16 protein-coding genes are annotated in these 19711 nt (G+C 64.5%); 3 read left to right on the forward strand and 13 right to left on the reverse strand.

All coding sequences use genetic code 11. From position 1 onward, the window contains the following. The first annotated feature begins 31 nt into the window (after positions 1-31). Complete coding sequence (locus tag KH389_RS21940; protein ID WP_054914831.1) at positions 32-2068, forward strand: ATP-binding protein; 2037 nt, start codon at positions 32-34, stop codon at positions 2066-2068. Positions 2069-2070: 2 nt separating this feature from the next. Next, positions 2071-2631 (forward strand): cob(I)yrinic acid a,c-diamide adenosyltransferase, encoded by a 561-nt coding sequence (locus KH389_RS21945; protein ID WP_043862079.1) that lies wholly within the window; start codon positions 2071-2073, stop codon positions 2629-2631. 78 nt (positions 2632-2709) lie between these two features. Here the strand turns inward: KH389_RS21945 and KH389_RS21950 are convergent, their stop codons facing one another. The 4 genes from KH389_RS21950 to secA all read right to left on the reverse strand — a co-directional run bounded on the left by KH389_RS21950 (position 2710) and on the right by secA (position 8462). Next, entirely contained in the window at positions 2710-3654 is a 945-nt protein-coding gene (locus KH389_RS21950) for a Nudix family hydrolase (protein ID WP_078479528.1), read from the reverse strand. Beyond that, positions 3651-4283 carry a glutathione S-transferase gene (locus tag KH389_RS21955; protein WP_088515537.1) on the reverse strand — a complete coding sequence of 211 codons (633 nt, stop codon included), beginning with the start codon at positions 4281-4283 and terminating at the stop codon, positions 3651-3653. Before KH389_RS21955 ends, KH389_RS21950 begins: the two co-directional genes overlap by 4 nt. A 101-nt stretch (positions 4284-4384) precedes the next feature. After that, a complete protein-coding gene (gene argJ, locus KH389_RS21960; protein WP_078479527.1) occupies positions 4385-5602 on the reverse strand; it encodes a bifunctional glutamate N-acetyltransferase/amino-acid acetyltransferase ArgJ in 1218 nt (405 codons plus the stop codon). Between the two features lie 124 nt (positions 5603-5726). Continuing rightward, complete coding sequence (gene secA / locus KH389_RS21965; RefSeq protein ID WP_054914834.1) at positions 5727-8462, reverse strand: preprotein translocase subunit SecA; 2736 nt, start codon at positions 8460-8462, stop codon at positions 5727-5729. A gap of 262 nt (positions 8463-8724) precedes the next feature. Here secA and KH389_RS21970 point away from each other — a divergent pair, with 262 nt between their 5' ends. Then, complete coding sequence (locus KH389_RS21970) at positions 8725-9174, forward strand: DUF721 domain-containing protein (protein ID WP_054914835.1); 450 nt, start codon at positions 8725-8727, stop codon at positions 9172-9174. A gap of 99 nt (positions 9175-9273) precedes the next feature. Here KH389_RS21970 and lpxC read toward each other — a convergent pair whose 3' ends face one another. From lpxC to murD, 9 genes are all read right to left on the reverse strand, one after another. After that, positions 9274-10185, reverse strand: coding sequence for a UDP-3-O-acyl-N-acetylglucosamine deacetylase (gene lpxC, locus KH389_RS21975; RefSeq protein WP_043862073.1), 912 nt, complete (start codon positions 10183-10185; stop codon positions 9274-9276). 112 nt (positions 10186-10297) lie between these two features. Beyond that, the gene (gene ftsZ / locus KH389_RS21980; RefSeq protein WP_043862072.1) at positions 10298-11488 is read right to left on the reverse strand and encodes a cell division protein FtsZ; all 1191 of its coding nucleotides are present in this window, start codon (positions 11486-11488) and stop codon (positions 10298-10300) included. Positions 11489-11544: 56 nt separating this feature from the next. Beyond that, a complete protein-coding gene (ftsA, locus tag KH389_RS21985) occupies positions 11545-12798 on the reverse strand; it encodes a cell division protein FtsA (RefSeq protein ID WP_043862071.1) in 1254 nt (417 codons plus the stop codon). A 15-nt stretch (positions 12799-12813) separates the two neighbouring features. Beyond that, positions 12814-13680 carry a cell division protein FtsQ/DivIB gene (locus tag KH389_RS21990; RefSeq protein ID WP_043862070.1) on the reverse strand — a complete coding sequence of 289 codons (867 nt, stop codon included), beginning with the start codon at positions 13678-13680 and terminating at the stop codon, positions 12814-12816. Between the two features lie 4 nt (positions 13681-13684). Beyond that, positions 13685-14641 (reverse strand): D-alanine--D-alanine ligase, encoded by a 957-nt coding sequence (locus tag KH389_RS21995; protein WP_043862069.1) that lies wholly within the window; start codon positions 14639-14641, stop codon positions 13685-13687. After that, positions 14638-16092 carry a UDP-N-acetylmuramate--L-alanine ligase gene (gene murC, locus KH389_RS22000; RefSeq protein ID WP_043862068.1) on the reverse strand — a complete coding sequence of 485 codons (1455 nt, stop codon included), beginning with the start codon at positions 16090-16092 and terminating at the stop codon, positions 14638-14640. Before murC ends, KH389_RS21995 begins: the two co-directional genes overlap by 4 nt. Further along, positions 16085-17164 carry an undecaprenyldiphospho-muramoylpentapeptide beta-N-acetylglucosaminyltransferase gene (gene murG, locus KH389_RS22005; RefSeq protein WP_043862067.1) on the reverse strand — a complete coding sequence of 360 codons (1080 nt, stop codon included), beginning with the start codon at positions 17162-17164 and terminating at the stop codon, positions 16085-16087. Before murG ends, murC begins: the two co-directional genes overlap by 8 nt. After that, positions 17154-18368 carry a putative lipid II flippase FtsW gene (gene ftsW, locus KH389_RS22010; RefSeq protein WP_054914837.1) on the reverse strand — a complete coding sequence of 405 codons (1215 nt, stop codon included), beginning with the start codon at positions 18366-18368 and terminating at the stop codon, positions 17154-17156. Before ftsW ends, murG begins: the two co-directional genes overlap by 11 nt. Continuing rightward, on the reverse strand, positions 18365-19711 hold the full coding sequence (gene murD / locus KH389_RS22015; protein WP_213606241.1) for a UDP-N-acetylmuramoyl-L-alanine--D-glutamate ligase: 1347 nt from the start codon (positions 19709-19711) through the stop codon (positions 18365-18367). The genes ftsW and murD overlap by 4 nt, the downstream gene beginning before the upstream one ends.

The raw sequence follows: 19711 nt of genomic DNA on the forward strand, positions 1-19711 counted from the left end.
GCCCCTCCACCCACAGGATCACGCCTTCACCATGCCCTTGCGCGAACGCCTGGAAAACCTGCCGGTCGGCCAGAAGCTGCTGGCCGCCCTGCTGGTGCTGCTGATCACCATTCTGCTGGTGGCCAACCTGACCTTCATCAGCGCCGCCTACTGGATCTCCCAGGAGGCCATGGCGCCTCAGGCCCTGCAGACCATCGGCCGCCTGGTATCGCACCCGGAGCTGGCACAGCGCGCCGCCGACTCGCCAGAGGCGGCCAACGACCTGCTCAAGGAACTGGACAGCTACACCCCGCTGCGCGCCGCCGCGCTGTATGGCAGCGACGGCAAGCTGCTGGCGCAGTTGCAGCACGGCGAACCCCTGGCAGTACCCAAGCGCTACCGCAACATCGAAAGCTGGCGCCTGACCGAGTTTCGCAGCACCCAGCTGGTAACCCTGCCGCGCCCCGGCAACCCGCCCGGGCATCTGCTGCTGGTGGCCAGCAGCGAGCTGCCGATGGCCTTCTATACCGGCACACTGACCGCCAGCCTGGGCATCCTGGTGTTCAGCATCCTGCTATGGATGCTGATTGCGCGGCAGATCAAGCGCCTGATCACCCAGCCGATCTACCAGCTCGAACAGCTCTCGCGCCAGGTGACCCGCGAAGAGAACTATGCCCTGCGCGCGCGCCCCGGCAACCGCGACGAAATCGGAAGCCTGGCCGAGGCGTTCAACACCATGCTGTCGCGCATCGAAGCCCGCGAACAGCAACTCAAGCGCGCCCGCGACGAATTCCAGACCGCCTATGACCAGGCCCAGGGCCTGGCCGAGGAAACCCGTCACACCAACCGCAAGCTGGAACTCGAAGTACAGGTGCGCAGCAAAATCGAGCGCAAGCTCACCGGCTTTCAGAACTACCTCAACAGCATCATCGACTCCATGCCCTCGGCACTGATCGCCCTGGACGAACAGCTCTACGTGACCCAGTGGAACCAGGAGGCCAGCGCGCTTTCCGGCACGCCGCTGGACGAGGCGCTGAACCAGCCGATCTTCCTCGCGTTCGAGCCGCTCAAGCCGTTCCTGCCGCAGCTCAAGGAAAGCGTCGAGAAGCACCGCGTGGCCAAGATCGAGCGGGTCACCTGGACCAGGGGCGACGATGCGCGCCACTACGCCCTGACCTTCTACCCGCTGATGGGCGGTGGCGGGCGCGGCGTGGTGATTCGCATCGACGACATCACCCAGCGCCTGTCGCTCGAAGAGATGATGGTGCAGTCGGAGAAGATGCTCTCGGTCGGTGGCCTGGCTGCTGGCATGGCGCACGAGATCAACAACCCGCTGGGGGCGATCCTGCACAACGTGCAGAACATCCGTCGACGCCTGTCCCCCGACCTGCCGAAGAACCTGGAGCAGGCCAGCGAAACCGGCATCGACCTGGGTACGGTCAACCAGTACCTGGAAAACCGCCAGGTACCCCAGTTGCTCGATGGCATCCAGCAGGCCGGCGCACGGGCGGCCAAGATCGTCACCCACATGCTCAGCTTCAGCCGCCGCAGCAACCGCCAGATGGCACCGTGCGACCTGCCGGCATTGATCGACCAGGCGGTGGAGATCGCCGGCAACGACTTCGACCTGACCGAAGGCTTCGACTTCAAGGGCCAGGCCATCGTGCGCCAGTTCGACCCGGCCCTGGGCCCGGTGCCCGGCACCGCCAACGAGCTGGAACAGGTGCTGCTCAACCTGCTCAAGAACGCCGCCCAGGCGATTCACCAGCGCGAAGACGACAGCGAACCGGGGCGTATCATCCTGCGTACCCGGCTCAACCCGCCGTGGGCCGAGATCCAGGTCGAAGACAATGGCGTGGGCATGCCCGAGGCGGTGCGCAAGCGCACCTTCGAGCCGTTCTTCACCACCAAGGAAATCGGCCAGGGCACTGGCCTGGGCCTGTCGGTGTCGTATTTCATCATCACCAACAACCACAAGGGCCAGATGGAGGTGCAGTCGGCGCCGGGTCAGGGCACGTGCTTCACCTTGCGCCTGCCGCTGAGCAACCTGCCGATGCCACCCCCCGGCCCGCCAACGATGGAGTCATGAGCATGGGTTTTCGCTTGTCGAAGATTTACACCCGCACCGGCGACAAGGGCGAAACCGGCCTGGGCGACGGCCGTCGCGTCGCCAAGGACCATCCGCGCATCGAGGCCATCGGCGAGGTGGACACGCTCAACAGCCAGCTGGGCGTGTTGCTGGCAGGCCTGGCCGAGCAACACCTGGACGAGGTGGTCGAAGTGCTGGCGCCGTGTCAGCATCGGCTGTTCGACCTGGGTGGTGAGCTGGCGATGCCCAGTTACCAGGCCTTGAACGAGGCCGAGGTACAGCGCCTGGAAGCGGCGATCGACCACTGGAACGAAGAGCTGGGGCCTCTGGAGAACTTCATTCTGCCGGGCGGTTCGGCGCTGATTGCCCAGGCGCATGTATGCCGCAGCCTGGCCCGCAGTGCGGAGCGGCGGTGTCAGCAGTTGAATGCGGCAGAGCCGCTGGCGGGGGTGGGGCTGGCGTACATCAATCGGCTGTCGGACTTGCTGTTCGTGGCGGCGCGGGTGATTGCGCGGCGCCAGGGGGTGGCGGAGGTGTTGTGGCAGGCTGCGGCCAGGCCATGACGCCGCTTCGCCGGCAAGGCCGGCTCCTACAAAGGTCAGCGCCGTCTGTAGGAGCCGGCCTTGCCGGCGAGGCTTCACTCAGGCCTCAGGCCAGAACGCCCGAATTCCGGCCACGCCTTGGGCGCCGAACTGCCAGGCCCGCTCGCAATCAGCCGGCCCCACGCCACCCAGCACATACACCGGCCGATTGAAGCCTTCGATCAGCTCGCTGACCTGCTCCCAGCCCAACGGTACCGCCTCGGGATGCGTCTGGGTCGCCTGCACCGGCGACAGGGTGACGAAATCCACCCCCATCTGCTCGGCCAGCGCCAGTTCTTCGGCGTTGTGACAAGACGCGGCCAGCCAGCGCTCCCTGGGGAACGGTCGGCCCTTGGGCGCATATTTGCGCAACTGCTCGGCCGTAAGGTGCCACCCTGCCGCCGGGAAATCGCCCAGCCACTCCAGCGGCCCCTTGAGCATCAACTGCGCCTTGCCGGCACACAGCCCCACCGCATCCACCGCCACATCGCGGTACTTGGGGTCGTAGCCGTTGGGCGCACGCAACTGCACCAGCTTGATCCCGCCGGCAATCGCCTTCTGGATGCCGCGCAGCAACTGCGGGGCTTCCAGTTCGCCCGGGGTGATCAGGTAGTGGCCAGGCAACCGCGCGGCCGCCACGATGGGCTGGTTGGCTTCAGGGAAGTCGTATTGCGGCAGTTCGCGTGGCGACACCCAGGCCAGTGGCTGGCCTTCGGCGCCATGGGGCTCGCCGGTAAAGCCGTCGACCTCCCACACGTCCAGCAGCACCTGCTTGTCGGGGTAGTCGTGACGCACCTTGATCAAGGGCCGTGCACGGGTCACGACGATGCCCAGTTCCTCGTGCAGCTCGCGGGCCAGGGCGATCTCGACCGCCTCCCCCGCCTCCACCTTGCCGCCGGGAAACTCCCACAGGCCGCCCTGATGCTGGCTGTCGGCACGGCGCGCAATCAGGATGCGCCCGTCGGTGCCACGGATCACCGCAGCGGCAACATGCACCCGCTTCACGACGCACGCTCCGCCAGCGCAGCCTGCTGCCAGGCCTGGAAGGCCGGCCACTGGTAGATGGCCTCGACGTAGGCGGCGGCTGCCGCTGGCAGTTCGACACGGTAGCTGCGCAGGCGCACCGCCACCGGGGCGAAGAAGGCGTCGGCCAGGCTCAGTTCGCCGAACAGGTACGGGCCCGGGGTCTTGGCCACCAGGCGGCACTCGGACCACAGCGCGACGATGCGGTCGATGTCGATCTGCACCTCGAGTGGAATGCTCTCAAGGGCCTGATCGTGGTCCAGGTTCATCGGCATGGTGCTGCGCAGGGCGAAGAAGCCACTGTGCATCTGCGCGCAGGCCGAACGCGCCTGGGCCCGGGCAGCGATGTCGCTGGGCCACAGGTTGGCTTCAGGGTGGCGCTCGGCCAGGTATTCGGCGATTGCCAGAGAATCGGCGATGGTGCCGTGTTCGGACTTGAGCAGGGGCACCTTGCCGGTGGCGGAGTGCGCCAGGATGCGCTGGCGGGTATCGGGCTGGTTGAGGGTGATCAGCAGTTCGGTGTAGGGCACCCTGGCCAGCTCGAGGGCCAGGGCGGCGCGCAGCGACCAGGAGGAATACAGCTTGTCGCCGATGATCAGTTGGTAGCTCATGGGTGGGCTCCATCGGGATGTGCGGGGGCCTATTGCGGGTCAAGCCCGCTCCCACAGGGTTACTGCAATCCTTGAGGGAGCGGGCTTGACCCGCAATACGGTCAGGTACGGTATTCGGCGTTGATCTTCACATACTCATGGGACAGGTCGGTGGTCCAGATCGTCTCGCTGCAGTCGCCACGCCCCAGGTCGATGCGGATGGTGATCTCTTCCTGGGCCATCACGGCCGAGCCCTGGGCCTCGGTGTAGGTGGCGTTGCGGCCGCCTTTGCTGGCGATGCACACATCGTCCAGGTACACGTCGATCAGGCTCACGTCCAGGTTCGGCACGCCAGCACGGCCCACAGCTGCCAGGATCCGGCCCCAGTTCGGGTCGGAGGCGAACAGCGCGGTCTTGATCAGCGGCGAATGCGCCACGGCATAGCCGACGTCCAGGCATTCCTGATGATTGCCACCACCGTTGACCTGAACGGTCACGAACTTGGTCGCGCCTTCACCGTCACGCACGATGGCCTGGGCCACTTCCATGCACACCTCGAACACCGCCTTTTTCAACGCGTCGAACAGCGGGCCGCGGGCTTCGGTCACTTCAGCCACGTCGGCCTTGCCGGTGGCGATCAGCATGCAGCAATCGTTGGTCGAGGTATCGCCGTCGATGGTGATGCGGTTGAACGACTTGTTGGCGCCGTCCAGCAGCAGGTCCTTGAGCACGGCCGGCGCCACCTTGGCGTCGGTGGCGATGTAGCCGAGCATGGTCGCCATGTTCGGGCGGATCATCCCGGCGCCCTTGCTGATGCCGGTCACGGTGATGGTCACGCCGTCATGCTGGAACTGGCGGCTGGCACCCTTGGGCAGGGTGTCGGTGGTCATGATGCCGGTGGCGGCCTCGGCCCAGTTGTTTTCCGACAGGTCGTCCAGGGCGGCCTGCAGCGCGCCTTCGATCTTCTCGACCGGCAGTGGCTCACCGATCACACCGGTGGAGAACGGCAGCACCGCATCGGCGTCGACACCCGCCAGCTCGGCCAGCCTGGCGCAGGTGCGCTCGGCAGCGGCCAGGCCGGGGGCGCCGGTACCGGCGTTGGCGTTGCCGGTGTTGGTCAGCAGGTAACGCACACTGCCCTGCACGCGCTGCTTGGCCAGGATCACCGGGGCAGCGCAGAACGCATTGAGGGTGAACACGCCGGCAACGCTGGAGCCTTCGGCGCAGCGCATTACCACAACGTCCTTGCGCCCGGGGCGCTTGATGCCCGCAGAGGCAATACCGAGTTCAAAACCTGGAACCGGGTGCAACGTTGGCAAAGGACCAAGACCGACAGCCATGAAAGCGCTCCTAGAAAAAAGGCGCCGGCTCGAGATACCGGCGCTTGAGATGGAACAACGCCGCGACGGTTGGGCCCGTCGCGGCGCGGTGTTCAGATATCAGCAGGGGGCAACGGCGGTGCGATCAGTCGATCTTGCCGTGGCACTGCTTGAACTTCTTGCCCGAACCGCACCAGCAGGGTTCGTTGCGGCCCAGCTTCTGCTCGTTGCGCACCGGCGCTGCGGCCACGGCGACGTCGGCACCCTCCTCAAGCAGCTCGCCCGCCTCCAGGCCAGGGGCCTCGGCGTGCTGGAACTGCATGCGCTGGGCCAGCTCTTCGGCTTCGCGGCGCAGGCGTGCTTCCTCTTCGATCGGGTCTTCGCGGCGAACCTGAACGTGCGAGAGCACGCGGATGGTGTCGCGCTTGATCGAGTCCAGCAGTTCCTGGAACAGGGCAAACGACTCGCGCTTGTATTCCTGCTTCGGGTTCTTCTGGGCGTAGCCACGCAGGTGGATACCGTGGCGCAGGTGATCCATGGTCGACAGGTGGTCTTTCCACAGGTCGTCGATCACACGCAGCAGGATCTGCTTCTCGAAGGTACGCAGGGCATCGGCGCTGGCCTGCTCTTCCTTCTCGTTGTAGGCCGCCATCAGCTCGGCCATCAACTTCTCGCGCAGGGTCTCTTCGTACAGGTGGTCGTCTTCGTCCAGCCACTGCTGGATCGGCAGCTTGACCCCGAAATCGCTGGCCAGTGCCGCTTCCAGGCCCGGCACGTCCCACTGCTCGGGCAGCGACTGTGGCGGGATGTGCTGGGCCACGGTGGCATCGAGCACTTCCTGGCGGAACTCGGCGATGGTGTCGCCGATGTTGGTCGCCGCCAGCAGGCTGTTGCGCATGTGGTAGATGACCTTACGCTGCTCGTTGGCCACGTCGTCGAATTCGAGCAGTTGCTTGCGGATGTCGAAGTTGCGACCTTCGACCTTGCGCTGGGCCTTCTCGATGGCGTTGGTGACCATGCGGTGCTCGATGGCCTCGCCGGACTGCATGCCCAGGGCCTTCATGAAGTTCTTGACCCGGTCGGAGGCGAAGATGCGCATCAGGCTGTCTTCCAGCGACAGGTAGAAGCGGCTCGAGCCCGGGTCGCCCTGACGGCCGGAACGGCCACGCAGCTGGTTGTCGATACGGCGCGATTCGTGGCGCTCGGAGGCGATCACGTGCAGACCACCGGACTCGATCACCTGCTGGTGACGCTTCTGCCAGTCGGCCTTGACCTGGGCAACCTGCTCGGGCGTCGGGTTGTCCATGGCAGCCACTTCGACTTCCCAGTTGCCGCCCAGCAGGATGTCGGTACCACGACCGGCCATGTTGGTGGCGATGGTCAGTGCACCCGGGCGACCGGCCTGGGCGATGATCTCGGCTTCCTTCTCGTGGAACTTGGCGTTCAGGACCTTGTGATCGATGCCTTCCTTGATCAGCAGGTTGGACATGTGCTCGGAGGTTTCGATGGTGGCGGTACCCACCAGCACCGGACGCCCGGAAGCCATGCTCTCCTTGATGTCGGCGATGATCGCGGTGTACTTCTCTTCGGCGGTCAGGTAGACCAGGTCGTTGAAGTCCTTGCGCGCCAGCGGCTTGTTCGGCGGGATCACCATCACGTTGAGCTGGTAGATCTGGGCGAATTCGAACGCTTCGGTGTCAGCGGTACCGGTCATGCCGGACAGCTTGTTGTACAGGCGGAAGTAGTTCTGGAACGTGGTCGAGGCCAGGGTCTGGCTCTCGGGCTGGATGTTCAGGTTTTCCTTGGCCTCGATGGCCTGGTGCAGGCCCTCGGACAGGCGACGGCCCGGCATGGTGCGGCCGGTGTGCTCGTCGATCAGCAGGATCTGGCCGTCCTGCACGATGTACTCGACGTTGCGGTGGAACAGCTTGTGGGCACGCAGGCCGGCATACACGTGGGTCAGCAGGCCCAGGTTGTGCGCCGAGTAGAGGCTCTCGCCCTCGGCCAGCATGCCGACCTGGGTGAGCATCTCTTCGATGTACTGGTGGCCGGCTTCGTTGAGTTCGACCTGGCGGGTCTTCTCGTCGATGCTGTAGTGGCCTTCCTGGGTGACCTGGCCTTCGACCTCTTCGATGTGCTGCTTGAGCTGCGGGATCAGCTTGTTGATCTCGATGTACAGCTTGGAGCTGTCTTCGGCCTGGCCGGAGATGATCAGCGGGGTACGGGCTTCGTCGATCAGGATGGAGTCGACTTCGTCGATCACGGCGAAATTCAGCTCGCGCTGGAATTTCTCTTCCATGCTGAACGCCATGTTGTCACGCAGGTAGTCGAAACCGAATTCGTTGTTGGTGCCGTAGGTGATGTCGGCGGCATAGGCGATGCGCTTTTCTTCCGGCGGCTGGAACGGGGTGACCACACCCACGGTGAGCCCCAGGTATTCATACAGAGGGCGCATCCAGTTGGCGTCGCGGCGGGCCAGGTAGTCGTTGACCGTGACCACGTGCACGCCCTTGCCGGACAGCGCGTTGAGGTACACGCCCAGGGTCGCCACCAGGGTCTTGCCTTCACCGGTACGCATCTCTGCGATCATGCCCTCGTGCAAGGTCATGCCACCGATCAGCTGTACATCGAAGTGACGCATGCCCATGACCCGCTTGCCGGCCTCGCGCGCAACGGCGAAGGCTTCGGGCAACAGTTGGTCAAGGGTCTCGCCTTTGGCCAGGCGCTCTTTGAACGCTGCGGTCTTGGCCCGCAACTGCTCGTCCGTCAGGGCGACCATCTGCTCTTCGAAGGCATTGACGATCTGTACCGTCTTGAGCATGCGTTTGACTTCACGCTCGTTCTTGCTTCCAAAAAGTTTTTTTAACAAAGGCGCAAACATATTGGCAGGATCTTCCACACGTAGGGATGGAGGGCGGCCCCGTGAGTCGCCCGTGCAGCCCTTATGGCCGCATGCGAACGAGCATTCTACCCGGAAACGATGGTGAGGAAAGTGGCGGATTTCCACGATGCTGGCACAGCGCTTTTGACGGGGCTTTTTTACAATAAGGCCTTTTTCGCCAACTTCAACCCATCGTCACATGAAGAATTACCGGCGGGGCGATCTGTTAAGATGGCGCCACTGTATTTTTCGGACCCTGCCCATGGCTTTTCGCCCCCTGCCCGCCCGTGCACCCGCCGTGCTTTTGCGTGAAGCGCGACCGCTCAAGGCCCTGTTCAGCCAGGCCCAGCGCCTGGCCCAGCTGCAGCGCCTGGTAGAGAGCCAGTTGCAGCCGGCAGCGCGCGAGCATTGCCATGTGGCCTCCTGGCGCGAGGGTACGCTGCTGCTGATCGTCACCGACGGGCACTGGGCCACGCGCCTGCGCTACCAGCAGAAACGCCTGCTGCGCCAGTTGCAGATGATGGAGGCCTTCAGCAGCCTGACCCGCATCAATTTCAGGGTGCAGCCGGTGGCCGGTGTGGCACCCGCGGCGGGGCACCCGATGGACATCTCGACACGTTCGGCGCAGAACATCCACGCTACGGCCGAAGGGATCACCGACCCCAAGCTCAAGGCGGCGCTGGAGCGCCTGGCCAGGCACGGCAAGGGATAGACGAGCGCACAGCGCTCGCAAACCTGCGACTGCGCGGCAATAAAAAAGGGCCACCCGAAGGCAGCCCCAAAAAATAACTAAAGAAGAGAGAGTTCGTACTTACACTGCCGCAACCGGACGCATGTAAGAGATCGGTGCCGTGCTGGCATCTTCGAACGTCACCACTTCCCACGCATCGGTTTCCTCGATCAGCTTGCGCAGCAGCTGATTGTTCAGCGCGTGTCCGGACTTGTAGCCCTTGAACTCGCCGATCAGGCTGTTGCCCAGCAGGTAGAGGTCGCCAATCGCATCGAGGATCTTGTGCTTGACGAATTCGTCTTCGTAGCGAAGGCCGTCTTCGTTGAGCACGCCATCCTTGTCCACGACGATGGCGTTTTCCACGCTGCCGCCGAGGGCGAGGTTGTGCTTGCGCAGGTACTCGATGTCACTCATGAACCCGAAGGTACGGGCGCGGCTGACTTCCTTCACGAACGAGGTGCTGGAAAAGTCCACGCTGGCACTCTGGGTCCGGTTGTGGAACACCGGGTGGTCGAAATCGATCTCGAAACTCACCTTGAACCCTTCGAAAGGCAGGAAAGTGGCGCGCTTGTCGCCGTCTTCCACTGTCACTTCACGCAGGATGCGGATGAACTTCTTGGCTGCGTCCTGTTCTTCCAGGCCGGCAGATTGAATCAGGAATACAAAGGGCCCGGCGCTGCCGTCCATAATTGGCACTTCGGACGCGGAGAGCTCGACGTAGGCGTTATCGATGCCCAGGCCAGCCATGGCCGAGAGCAGGTGCTCTACCGTGTCTACCTTGGTATCGCCATTGACCAGTGTCGTGGACATGGTCGTCTCGCCGACGTTTTCCGCACGGGCAGGGATCTGCACCACAGGGTCGAGGTCGGCACGGCAAAATACGATGCCGGTATCCACAGGGGCGGGCTTGAGGGTCAGGTAAACCTTTTCCCCGGAGTGCAGGCCGACACCTGTGGCACGGATGATATTTTTCAGGGTGCGTTGTTTAATCATGGCATTGGCCGCTTCAGCGCAAATTGCGAACTGGTATCAACAAAGGCTGAGGATAATAGCAGACCCGGCCTTTGCTGAACACCAATCACCTTCATAGCCCTGATAAATTCCATTAATCGGCCTGACGACGCAGGAAAGCCGGGATATCCAGATAATCCAGGTCGTCCTGCGGGTTCAGCTTCTGTGCCGCAGCGGCCCCGGCGTGAGCCTGGTTGCGCATGACGGTCGGACGCTCCAGATCGCGGTAGTTGACCGAAGGTTGCTCCGGACGGGCCGGTGCAGGGGCTGGGGTCTGTACAGCGGACGCTTGCAGGGTGTTGTCGATGACCTTGACCGGTTTCTCGATCTTGGCACCCAGGCCGGTGGCTACCACGGTGACGTGCAGCTCGTCGCGCATGTCCGGGTCGATGACGGTACCGACCTTGACCATGGCGTGGTCGGAGGCGAATGCCTCGATGATGCTGCCCACATCGGAGTATTCACCCAGCGACAGGTCAGGACCTGCGGTGATGTTCACCAGGATGCCGCGGGCGCCCTGCAGGTTGACGTCTTCGAGCAGCGGGTTGCGGATGGCCGCCTCGGTCGCTTCACGCGCACGGTTCGGACCGCTGGCGCAGCCGGTACCCATCATGGCCATGCCCATCTCGCTCATCACGGTACGCACGTCGGCGAAGTCGACGTTGATCATGCCCGGACGCTTGATGATGTCGGAGATACCGCGAACGGCACCGGCGAGCACGTCGTCAGCCTTGGCGAAGGCCGACAGCAGGCTGGCATCCTTGCCCAGGATGGTCAGCAGCTTCTCGTTCGGAATGGTGATCAGCGAATCGACGCTGTCGGCCAGGGCACGGATGCCCTCGTCGGCGATCTGCATGCGCTTGCGACCTTCGAACGGGAACGGACGGGTCACCACCGCAACGGTGAGGATGCCCATTTCCTTGGCCACTTCGGCGATGATCGGAGCAGCACCGGTACCGGTACCGCCGCCCATGCCGGTGGTGATGAACACCATGTTGGTGCCTTGCAGCACTTCGGCGATGCGCTCACGGTCTTCCAGCGCGGCCTGACGACCGACTTCCGGATTGGCACCTGCACCCAGGCCCTTGGTCACGCCGGTACCCAGTTGCAGGATGGTGCGCGCGCCGATGTTTTTCAGCGCTTGAGCATCGGTGTTGGCGCAGATGAATTCGACGCCTTCGATGTTGCTCTTGACCATGTGATTGACGGCGTTGCCACCGCCGCCACCGACGCCGATCACTTTGATGACCGGGCTTTGCGGGACGTTGTCTACGAGCTCGAACATTTTCCCTCTCCTTTCAGTTCTCTAGTTTTTTGCGCCTACTACTACTGCTTTGAAACTTAAAAGTTGCCCTGGACCCAGCGCTTGAGTCGCTCAAGCACCGGGGCCTTCGGTTCATCGCCATAGCTGTTGCTGCTGATACCGGTCAGGGTCACGCCTTCGGACTGCTTCTGCAGGCCATAGGTCAGAAGGCCCACGCCGGTGGAATAGATGGGGTTGCGCACCACGTCGCTCAGACCCCGCACGGTGTAAGGCACGCCCAGGCGTACCGGCATGTGGAAAATCTCTTCGGCCAGTTCCACCGCGCCTTCCATCTTGGCGGTACCGCCGGTGAGCACGATGCCGGCCGGCACCAGGTCTTCGTAGCCACTGCGACGCAGTTCGGCCTGGATCAGGGTGAACAGTTCGTCGTAGCGTGGCTCGACCACTTCGGCCAGGGCCTGGCGCGACAGTTCGCGCGGCGGACGATCGCCCACGCTCGGCACCTTGATGGTTTCGCCGGCACCGGCCAGCTTGGCCAGGGCACAGGCGTAGCGGATCTTGATCTCTTCGGCGTACTGGGTGGGGGTACGCAGCGCCATGGCGATGTCGTTGGTCACCTGGTCGCCGGCAATCGGAATCACCGCCGTGTGGCGGATGGCGCCCTCGGTGAAGATCGCGATGTCGGTGGTACCGCCACCGATGTCCACCAGGCACACACCCAGCTCTTTTTCGTCATCGGTCAGCACCGAGTAGGCCGAGGCCAGTTGCTCGAGGATGATGTCGTCGATTTCAAGGCCGCAGCGGCGCACGCATTTTTCGATGTTCTGTGCTGCATTGACCGCACAGGTGACCACGTGCACCTTGGCTTCCAGGCGCACGCCGGACATGCCCAGCGGCTCGCGCACGCCTTCCTGGTTGTCGATCACGTAGTCCTGCGGCAGGGTGTGCAGCACCCGCTGGTCGGCCGGGATGGCCACGGCCTGGGCCGCGTCCAGCACCCGCTCCAGGTCCGCCGCGCTGACTTCGCGATCGCGGATGGCGACGATGCCGTGGGAGTTCAGGCTGCGGATGTGATTGCCCGCCACGCCGACGAACGCCGAGTGAATCCGGCAGCCAGCCATCAGCTGGGCCTCTTCGACGGCGCGCTGGATCGACTGCACGGTGGATTCGATATTGACCACCACGCCCTTCTTCAGCCCGCGCGATGGATGGGTGCCGATACCGACGATTTCCAGGGTGCCATCGGCGGCCACTTCGCCCACCAGTGCAACCACCTTGGACGTACCGATATCCAGCCCGACGATCATTTTGCCGCTATGCGCATTTGCCATGGGTCCTGCCTCTCTCTAATTCTTCGCAACAGCGGGTTGGGCTGTCGTCGGTGCATTCGGTTCCCGCCAGCCAACGGCCAGGCCATTGGCGTAACGCAGATCGATGCGGGCGATGTTCGTGATCTGTTCTTTGAGCGTCTTGTCGTAAATGGCAATGAAGCGGCGCATCTTTTCCACCAGATGGTCGCGCCCCAGCAGCAACTCGATACCCGGCCCGGCGCTGCCGGCACCGGTGGTCAGGAACCAGCTGCCCCGCTCGCGCAGTTCCAGCCGGGCGATCGAGAAGCCCATGGGCCGCAACATCTGGCTCAGTACCTGATATTGCTGCATCACTTGCTGCTGCGCCCGCTGCGGCCCGAACAGCTGCGGCAGGTGCTCGTAGTTGGCCAGCTCGCGCGGGGTGAAGGCCTGGCCCTGGTTGTTGAGCAGGGCCTCGTCGCCCCAGCGCGCCACCGGCAGCTGTTCCTCGAGGCGGATCACCACTTCGTCCGGCCACACGCGGCGCACTTCGGCATGCGCGATCCACGGCATCTGCTCGAGCTCGGTGCGCATGCTGGCCAGGTCGACGGTGAAGAAGCTGGCGGCCACATAGGGCGCGATACGCTGCTGCACGGCCTGCTGGCTGATGTAGCTCAGGTCGCCCTGCACGGCGATCTTGGTGATCGGCCGGTCGGCATACGGCATCAGGCGCTGTGCGCCCTCGTAGGCACCGAACCCGGCCACTACCAGCAGAACCGGCCACAGCAGACGCTTGAACACGCTGAAGTTGGCCTTGGGCAGGCGCGCCGACAGTGGCTCCTTGGCCACCATCCGGCTGGCACCGCGCGGCACCGGCTTGCGGCCGGTGGCGGGTTGCTGATGACGTACCATCGCGCCTTGCATGGGCTTAACCTCGCGCCTCGACGCTGGCCGCCAGGATCGCCAGCACCAACTGCTGGAAGTCCAGGCCGGCCGCGCGTGCCGCCATTGGGACCAGGCTGTGATCGGTCATGCCTGGTGCGGTGTTGACTTCCAGAGGCCAGAAGTTGCCCTGCTCGTCCTGCATCACGTCCAGACGACCCCAGCCGGCAATGCCGATGGCGTCGCACGCACGTGCGGTCAGTTCGATCAGTTCCTGTTCCTTGGCAGCGTCCAGGCCGCACGGAATGCGGTACTGGGTATCGTTGGCGACGTACTTGGCGTCGTAGTCGTAGAACGTGTGCGGGGTGCCCAGCGCAATCGGCGGCAGCACCTGGCCGCGCAGCACGGCAATGGTGAACTCCGGACCGTGAATCCATTGTTCAACCAATACTTGCGAGTCGTAGGTGGCGGCGTCCTTCCAGGCAACGATCAATTCTTCGACGCTGCTCACTTTCGCCATACCGATACTGGAGCCTTCATGGGCCGGTTTGACGATCAAAGGGAAGCCCAGTTCCGCGCCCGCAGAAATACAGTCTTGCTCGCTGGCCAGCACCGCGTGGTGCGGGGTTGGAATACCCAGGCTTTTCCACACCTGTTTGGTGCGCAACTTGTCCATCGCCAGGGCCGACGCCAGGATGCCGCTGCCGGTGTAGGGGATACCCAGGCACTCGAGCAGGCCCTGCATGCTGCCGTCTTCACCGCCACGGCCGTGGAGAATGATGAAGGCGCGGTCGAGCTTCTCGCGCTGCAGACGGTCGAGCAGATCGTCACCCACGTCGATGGCGATCACCTCGACGCCGGCGCTGGTGAGCGCCTCGATCACTGCGGCGCCGGACTTGAGCGACACCTCGCGCTCGGCGCTCTTGCCGCCGTACAGCACGCCGACACGGCCGAAGGCCTTCGGGTCGATGGTCGAGTGCAGCTTGGAGTATTGAGCAGTCATTTGGCCTTCCCTGCGGTGGCAACCGCGCCCGCGAACAATGGGCTTTTCAACAATTGCGGGGCCAGGCCACCGATGTCGCCGGCACCCTGGCACAGCAGGATGTCACCGGCACGCAGCAGCGGCTTGACCAATGGCGCCAGCTCGATGCCGCGCTCGATGTAGATCGGGTCCAGCTGGCCACGCTGACGGATGCTGTGGCACAGCTGGCGGCTGTCGGCCCCCGGGATCGGCTCTTCGCCGGCCGGGTAGACTTCCATCAGCAGCAGCACGTTGGCATCGGCCAGCACCTGCACGAAGTCGTCGTACAGGTCGCGGGTACGGCTGTAGCGGTGCGGCTGGTAAACCATCACCAGGCGGCGCTCCGGCCAGCCACCGCGCACGGCCTTGATCACGGCCGCCACTTCGGTGGGGTGGTGACCGTAGTCGTCCACCAGCATCACGCTGCCACCGTCGACCGGCAGTTCGCCGTACACCTGGAAACGTCGGCCCACGCCCTGGAAGCCCGAAAGCCCCTGCACGATGGCCTCGTCGCTGATGCCCTCGTCGGTGGCGATGGCAATGGTGGCCAGTGCATTGAGCACATTGTGGTTGCCCGGCATGTTCACCGACACGTCCAGCGGCTCGCGGTCACGGCGCAGCACGGTGAAGTGGGTCTGCATGCCCGACTGGCGCACATTGATCGCGCGCACGTCGGCTTCCTCGGCAAAGCCGTAGGTCACTGCCGGGCGCTTGACCAGCGGCAGGATCTCGCGCACCACCGGATCATCCAGGCATACCACGGCCAGGCCGTAGAACGGCAGGTTGTGGAGGAACTCGACGAAGGTCTTCTTCAGCTTGTTGAAGTCGCCCTCATAGGTCGCCATGTGGTCGGCGTCGATGTTGGTGACCACGGCCACCAGCGGCTGCAGGTGCAGGAAGCTGGCGTCGCTTTCGTCGGCTTCGGCAATCAGGTAGCGGCTGGTACCCAGTTGTGCATTGGTACCTGCTGCATTCAGCCGGCCACCGATCACGAAGGTCGGGTCCAGGCCGCCGGCGGCGAACACCGAGGCCAGCAGGCTGGTGGTGGTGGTCTTGCCGTGGGTACCGGCTACCGCGATGCCGTGGCGATAGCGCATCAGTTCGGCGAGCATTTCGGCACGCGGTACCACGGGGATACGCCGCTCAAGGGCCGTCGCCACTTCCGGGTTGGCCGTATTGATGGCGCTGGACACCACCAGTACATCGGCACTGGCGGCGTTCTCGGCGCGGTGGCCAAGGAAGATTTCGGCACCAAAGGACTCCAGGCGCTCGGTGACCGGCGAGGCCTTGAGGTCCGAGCCGGAAACCTGGTAACCCAGGTTGAGCAATACCTCGGCAATACCGCACATGCCCACGCCGCCGATACCGACGAAGTGGATGCGGCGGATACGGCGCATTTCAGGTTGCGGGATGGCTTTCTGGCTTTCAACCATGGGCCACCTCCAGGCAGATATCGACCACGGTGCTGGTAGCCGCGGGTTTGGCCAGGCGTCGTGCGGTGCTGGCCATGGTGTCGAGTTTTTGCGGTTGCATCAGTACCTCGTTCAGGCGTTCAGCGAGCTGCGCTGCGCCAGTTGTCGCTTGCGGCATCAGGAAGGCGGCGCCTTCACGTGCCAGATAGTGGGCGTTGTGGGTCTGGTGATCGTCGATGGCATGGGGCAGCGGCACCAGCATCGAGGGCAGACCGGCCGCAGCCAGTTCGCTGACGGTCAGCGCACCGGCCCGGCAGATCACCAGGTCGGCCCAGCCATAGGCGTGGGCCATGTCTTTGATGAACGGCTCTACCTGAGCCTCGATCCCGGCCTCGCGATAGCGCTCGGCGGTAATCTGGTCATGCTGCTTGCCGGCCTGGTGGAACACCTCGGGGCGCAGGGCCTCGGGTACCAGGGCCAGGGCCTGTGGCAACAGTTTGTTCAACGGCTCCGCGCCCAGGCTGCCGCCCAGCACCAGCAGGCGCGCGCGGCGCCCGGCCAGTGGCGCGCGCACAGGCTCCAGGAACAGCTCGCCGCGCACCGGGTTGCCGGTGGTGCGCAGTTTGTCGCTGGCCTCGAAGGTGTTCGGGAAAGCTTCGCAGACTCGGCCTGCCAGCGGCACCAGCAGCCGATTGGCGGTACCGGCCTTGGCGTTCTGCTCGTGGATCACCACGGGCACGCCAGCCAGCTTCGCCGCCACACCGCCCGGGCCGGTCACATAGCCGCCAAAGCCGACCACACACACCGGCTTGAGCCGACGGATGATGCGCCGCGCCTGGAGCACCGCCTTGAACAGGGTGAACGGCGCCTTGAGCAGCGACAGCTTGCCCTTGCCACGCAAGCCGGTGACCTGGATCAGGTGCAGTTGCAACCCGGCCTGGGGCACCAGCTCGTTTTCGATACCGCGTGGGGTGCCCAACCAGTGCACGGTGTAACCGCGTGCCTGGAACTCACGGGCGCAGGCCAGGGCCGGGAACACGTGGCCCCCGGTGCCGCCTGCCATGATCAATACGTTTTTGCCTTCAACGGCCATGTCTTGGCTCCTCGGCAAAATCGCTCTCATCGAATTCATGTTCTTCGCTGCCCAGGTGCGTGCGGCTCTCCCACTCGATGCGCAGCAGCAGGCCCATGCACACGCAGCAGATCACCAGCGAGCTGCCGCCGTAGCTGAGGAACGGCAGGGTCAGGCCCTTGGTCGGCAGCAGGCCGACGTTCACTCCGATGTTGATCAGGAACTGGCCGATCCACAGGAAGGCCAGGCCGTAGGCCATGTAGGCGGCAAAGAACTGCTTGGCTTTCTCGGCCCACAGACCGATGTACATCGCGCGCAGGCTGACGAACACGAACAGCGCAACGGTCAGCAGCGAACCGACCACGCCCAGCTCTTCGGCCAGTACCGAGAACACGAAGTCGGTGTGTGCTTCGGGCAGGTAGAACTGCTTCTGCACGCTGTTGCCCAGGCCCACGCCCAGCCACTCGCCGCGGCCGAAGGCAATCAGGGCCTGGGTCAGCTGATAGCCGGAACCGAATTGATCCGACCAGGGGTCGGTGAAGGTGATCAGGCGCGCCATCCGGTAGGGTTGCGCCTGTACCAGAATGAACACCGCCGCCACCGCCAGCACCACCATCAGGCTGAAGCGGAACAGCCCCACCCCGCCCAGGAACAGCATCGCCGCGGCGGCGCCCATCATCACCACCGTGGCGCCGAAGTCCGGCTCCATCAGCAGCAGGCCGGCCATCGGCAGCAGCACGATGAACGGCTTGAAGAAGCCCATCCAGCTCTCGCGCACCTCGGTCTGGCGGCGCACCAGGTAGCCCGCCAGGTAGATCACCACGAACACCTTGGCGATCTCGGAAGGCTGCACGTTGAAGAAGCTGAAGCCGATCCAGCGCATCGAGCCGTTCACTTCGCGGCCGATGCCCGGCACCAGTACCAGCACCAGCAACCCGAAGGCACCGACCAGCATCATGAAGCCCATGCGCTGCCAGGTGGCGATCGGCACCATCATGGTGACGACGCAGGCGACCAGGCCGATGGCCACGTACACCAGGTGACGGATCATGTGGTAAAGCGGGTTGCCCGACTGCAACGCGGCCACTTCCGAGGAGGCCGAGGTGATCATCACCAGGCCAAGGCCCAGCAGCGCCAGGCAGCCAGCGAGCATGGCGAAATCGAGATCGATGCCGCGACCGGTGACCAGGGGGGACGGATAAGGCTTGATGATGCCGAAGATCATGCCAGCCCCTCCACGGCCTGGGCGAACAGCCGCCCACGCTCTTCGAAGTTCTTGAACATGTCCAGGCTTGCGCAGGCAGGCGACAGCAGCACAGCGTCGCCCGGCTGGGCCAGCGCGGCGCCCTGCTGCACGGCTTCGTCGAGGCTGCTGACGCGAATCAGCGGCACGCTGTCGCCCAACGCCTGGGCCAGGCGCTCGGCATCACGGCCCAGCAGCACCACGGCGCGGCAGTGCGCCGCCACCGGGGCACGCAGCGCCGAGAAGTCCGCGCCCTTGCCGTCGCCGCCGGCCACCAGCACCAGCTTGCCGTCGATATCCGCACCCAGGCCCTCGATGGCCGCCAGCGCGGCACCGACGTTGGTGGCCTTGGAGTCGTCGTACCAGCTCACGCCGTCACGCTCGCGCAGCCACTGGCAACGGTGGGCCAGGCCGGCAAAGGTGCGCAGGCTGGCCAGCATGGCGTCGAACGGCAGGCCTGCAGCATGCCCCAGGGCCAGCGCCGCGAGGGCGTTGGACTGGTTGTGCGCACCACGGATCTTCAGCTCGCGCACCGGCATCAGGGTCTGGAACTCGAACGCCAGGTACTTCTCGCCGTTCTCTTCGCGCAGCCCGAAGCCCTTGAAGTCGGGCACATTCAGGCCGAACGTCCAGCACGGCACGTTTTCCATCGGCAGCGGACGGCTCAGGGCATCCTGGCGGTTGACCACCACCTGCCGTGCTCGCCGGAAGATCCGGTGCTTGGCCAGGTGATAGGCCGGCAGGCCGCTGTAGCGGTCCATGTGGTCTTCGCTGACGTTGAGCACGGTGGCCACTTCGGCATTCAGCTGATCGGTGGTCTCCAGCTGGAAGCTCGACAGCTCCATCACGTACAGCTCGATGGCGTCGTCCAGCAGGTCCAGTGCCGGGGTACCGAGGTTGCCGCCCACTGCCACACGTTTGCCTGCCGCAACGGCCATCTCCCCGACCAGGGTGGTGACGGTGCTCTTGGCATTGGAACCGCTGATGGCAATGATCGGCGCCTTGGCATTGCGCGCGAACAACTCGATGTCGCCCGACAGCTTCACGCCGCGCGCGGCCGCCTGCTGCAGGGCCGGGGTCGCAAGGGCCAGGCCGGGGCTGACGTACAGCTCGTCGGCACGGCACAGGAACTCCACATCCAGTTCGCCACAACGCACTTCCACCTGCGGGTAGTCGCGACGCAAGGTCGCCAGCTCCGGCGGGTTCTCGCGGGTATCGGCCACCGCAAACGCAATGCCCCGGTTCGCCAGGAAGCGAACCAGGGACATGCCGCTCTTGCCGAGGCCGACAACGATGCGGAAGTGGTCAGACGCGATCAGGGACAC

The organism is Pseudomonas qingdaonensis (assembly GCF_018398475.1).
GTDB lineage: Bacteria > Pseudomonadota > Gammaproteobacteria > Pseudomonadales > Pseudomonadaceae > Aquipseudomonas > Aquipseudomonas palmensis.

Bases quoted from the DNA above. Each gene is read 5' to 3' on its own strand.
- KH389_RS21940 (WP_054914831.1), top strand. From the start codon at position 32: ATGCCCTTGCGCGAACGCCTGGAAAACCTGCCGGTCGGCCAGAAGCTG.
- KH389_RS21945 (WP_043862079.1), top strand. From the start codon at position 2,071: ATGGGTTTTCGCTTGTCGAAGATTTACACCCGCACCGGCGACAAGGGC.
- KH389_RS21955 (WP_088515537.1), bottom strand. From the start codon at position 4,283: ATGAGCTACCAACTGATCATCGGCGACAAGCTGTATTCCTCCTGGTCG.
- argJ (WP_078479527.1), bottom strand. From the start codon at position 5,602: ATGGCTGTCGGTCTTGGTCCTTTGCCAACGTTGCACCCGGTTCCAGGT.
- secA (WP_054914834.1), bottom strand. From the start codon at position 8,462: ATGTTTGCGCCTTTGTTAAAAAAACTTTTTGGAAGCAAGAACGAGCGT.
- KH389_RS21970 (WP_054914835.1), top strand. From the start codon at position 8,725: ATGGCTTTTCGCCCCCTGCCCGCCCGTGCACCCGCCGTGCTTTTGCGT.
- lpxC (WP_043862073.1), bottom strand. From the start codon at position 10,185: ATGATTAAACAACGCACCCTGAAAAATATCATCCGTGCCACAGGTGTC.
- ftsZ (WP_043862072.1), bottom strand. From the start codon at position 11,488: ATGTTCGAGCTCGTAGACAACGTCCCGCAAAGCCCGGTCATCAAAGTG.
- ftsA (WP_043862071.1), bottom strand. From the start codon at position 12,798: ATGGCAAATGCGCATAGCGGCAAAATGATCGTCGGGCTGGATATCGGT.
- KH389_RS21990 (WP_043862070.1), bottom strand. From the start codon at position 13,680: ATGCAAGGCGCGATGGTACGTCATCAGCAACCCGCCACCGGCCGCAAG.
- KH389_RS21995 (WP_043862069.1), bottom strand. From the start codon at position 14,641: ATGACTGCTCAATACTCCAAGCTGCACTCGACCATCGACCCGAAGGCC.
- murC (WP_043862068.1), bottom strand. From the start codon at position 16,092: ATGGTTGAAAGCCAGAAAGCCATCCCGCAACCTGAAATGCGCCGTATC.
- murG (WP_043862067.1), bottom strand. From the start codon at position 17,164: ATGGCCGTTGAAGGCAAAAACGTATTGATCATGGCAGGCGGCACCGGG.
- ftsW (WP_054914837.1), bottom strand. From the start codon at position 18,368: ATGATCTTCGGCATCATCAAGCCTTATCCGTCCCCCCTGGTCACCGGT.